Below are 2636 nucleotides of genomic sequence, written 5' to 3'. Positions count from 1 at the left end.
GTAGTAGTAAAAAAATTTGGAACTTGAATGCCAAAACCGTTACCTCATTCCTATATTTATATTGAAGGATTGGAATTTTCCTTTTTACTAGTAAAGAGCGGGAGGAAAACTGATGGCGGTGTACCGTAATGTGCAGGTGAACTTTTGGCAAGATGAATTCATATTAGATTTAACGCCAGAAGAGCGTTATTTTTACATATATTTGTTAACTGGTACGAAAACGAAGCAATGTGGTATTTACATATTGCCAAAACGTTTGGCAGAGCTTGAAACTGGTTACAGTATGGAAACTGTTGAGAAGTTATTGAACCGGTTTGTGGAATACGGGAAGATTTTATATGATGCGGAAACGAAAGAGTTATTCATTATAAATTGGTTACACTATAATCCTATTTTTAATACGAACATAGAGAAATGTGTATTACGTGAGCTGAAAATGGTGAAAAGTAAAGAGTTCCTACATAAGTTTTTGCGTAAATGTCTTGAAGAAGAATGCAAGATTCCGTTATTACTTCAGTATTTTGGTATGCCAGAGGAAGAGATTGATAGTAATTCACAACAAGTAATTATTCAAGAGAAGGAAGAGGTAGAAAGAGTAGAGGAGGTCACTCCGCATAGTGAAGTTTACAAGTTTTACGAACAAAATATTAGTAGTTTATCTCCATATATAGTGAAGGAATTAAAGGGATGGATGCAAAGAGTTTCAGGAGATAAAGTACTAGAGGCACTTAAAATTGCGTTTGAAAATAATAAGGGGACGTTCGCTTATGTAAAGGGGATTTTGAAGAATTGGTGTAAGAAAGGACGAGTAAGCTTCAATAAAGGAAAGGAAATAGTGCGTAAGAGAGAAGTATTCAGTTTGTATGATCCATAGCATGAGCAAGTAATGATTTCTTCTTTTCTAAAAGGTTCTTTCACAATAGAAGCGAATAGATTGAGAGAGGAGGGATTGTATGGAAGTCGTCATAAAAAAGAAACGAAATAGGGGAAAAAGAATTTTTATTTGGTCTAGTAGTATCGTTCTTTTATTAGTTATTTGTACAGCGATTTTTTTGAACATATATACGCTTAGTTCTATGCCAAAGATAGATGGAACGATAAAACTTGAGGATTTACAACATGCTGTTGCGGTGAAACGAGATAGTAAAGGTGTACCACATATTAAAGCGGAAAATGCGCATGATTTATATTTTTCGCAAGGATACGTACAAGCGCAAGATCGTTTGTTTCAAATGGATTTAAGTAGAAGACAAGCTTCTGGTATGTTAAGTGAAGTTGTAGGGGAAGCAGCTGTTGATCGAGATAAATTGTTTCGAACGCTCGGTTTACGGCGAGCGGCAGAAGCATCTGTTAGTCAATATGATGGAGAAGCGAAATATGCCCTGCAGTCATTTGCTGATGGGGTGAATACCTTTATACGTGAAGCGAAGGCCGAAAAGAAATTGCCAGTGGAGTTTACTCTATTAGGTTATGAACCTGCTGAATGGTCAATCGTGGATTCTTTAACGATTGGAAAGTATATGGCGTTTGATTTAGGCGGACATTGGCACGGACAGGCATTTCGATATTGGGCGCTGAAAAATTTACCGAAAGAGCAAGCAAATGAGCTATTTCCTACATATCCGAAAGATGCGCCTAGATTGCTAGCTGAACTGAAAAATACAAATGTGGACGTAGCACAAAGTTTTGCAAAAACGATCATTCCGCCTGAGTTTAACGGTAGTAATAACTGGGTCATAAGCGGTGAGAAGAGTGCGTCTGGTAAGCCAATTTTAGCAGATGATCCTCATTTATCTCTTGCGACGCCTTCTATTTGGTATCAATCGCAACTTGAAATGAAAGATTTAAATGTGAGTGGCGTTATTTTCGCAGGAGTACCAGGTGTTATATTAGGTCACAATGACAAAATAGCATGGGGCGTTACGAATACTGGTCCTGATGTGCAAGATTTATATATTGAGAAGCGAAATCCTAATAATGAAAATGAATTTTTGTATAACGATAAGTGGGAAAAAGCTACGGTTGTTGATGAATCTATTAAAGTAAAAGGCGGGAAAACAATTCCGTATAACGTGACGGTTACGAGGCATGGTCCAGTAATTTCAGAGTTTGCAGATAAAGGGAAAGAGAAAACGAAAACAGTATTCGCTTTGAAATGGACTGCTTTAGAGCCATCAGCTGAATTAAAGGCTGTATTAAATATGAATAAAGCGAAAGACTGGAATGAGTTTGAAACTGCTCTTCAAGATTTTCATACACCAACTCAAAACTTTGTGTTTGCATCAAATGACGGAACCATTGCTTACAAAGCGAATGGAAATATACCGATACGTAAAAAAGGTGATGGTAGTTTGCCAGTGCCAGGATGGACAGACGAATATGAATGGGAAGGGTATATTCCGTTTGATCAGCTACCGAAAGTAATAAATCCAAAACAAGGGTTTATTTCAACTGCAAATAATAAAATTGTTGATGATAATTATCCGTACCATATCAGTAATACGTGGGCGCAACCCTACAGGCAAATGCGTATTCAAGAGTTTTTGCAAGAGAAGGATAAGTATACGGTAAAAGATTTAGAAGAGTTACAGATGGATCAAAAAAATTTATACGGGAAAGAATTTGCTCCTATATTT

At 36.8% G+C, this 2636-nt stretch carries 2 protein-coding genes; both read left to right on the top strand.

Going from position 1 to position 2636, the window contains the following annotated elements; genetic code table 11:
• The first annotated feature begins 112 nt into the window (after positions 1–112).
• Entirely contained in the window at positions 113–874 is a 762-nt protein-coding gene (locus AB3X49_RS21065; protein ID WP_002066170.1) for a DnaD domain-containing protein, read from the top strand.
• A 79-nt stretch (positions 875–953) separates the two neighbouring features.
• Positions 954–2636, top strand: a 1683-nt coding sequence (locus AB3X49_RS21060; protein WP_367964533.1) for a penicillin acylase family protein, incomplete at its 3' end; no start/stop codon positions are given.

The organism is Bacillus sp. C30 (assembly GCF_040838255.1).
GTDB lineage: Bacteria > Bacillota > Bacilli > Bacillales > Bacillaceae_G > Bacillus_A > Bacillus_A mycoides.
The sequence above is the reverse complement of the archived record's forward strand: the minus strand, read 5'-3'. Positions and strand labels throughout refer to the sequence as shown.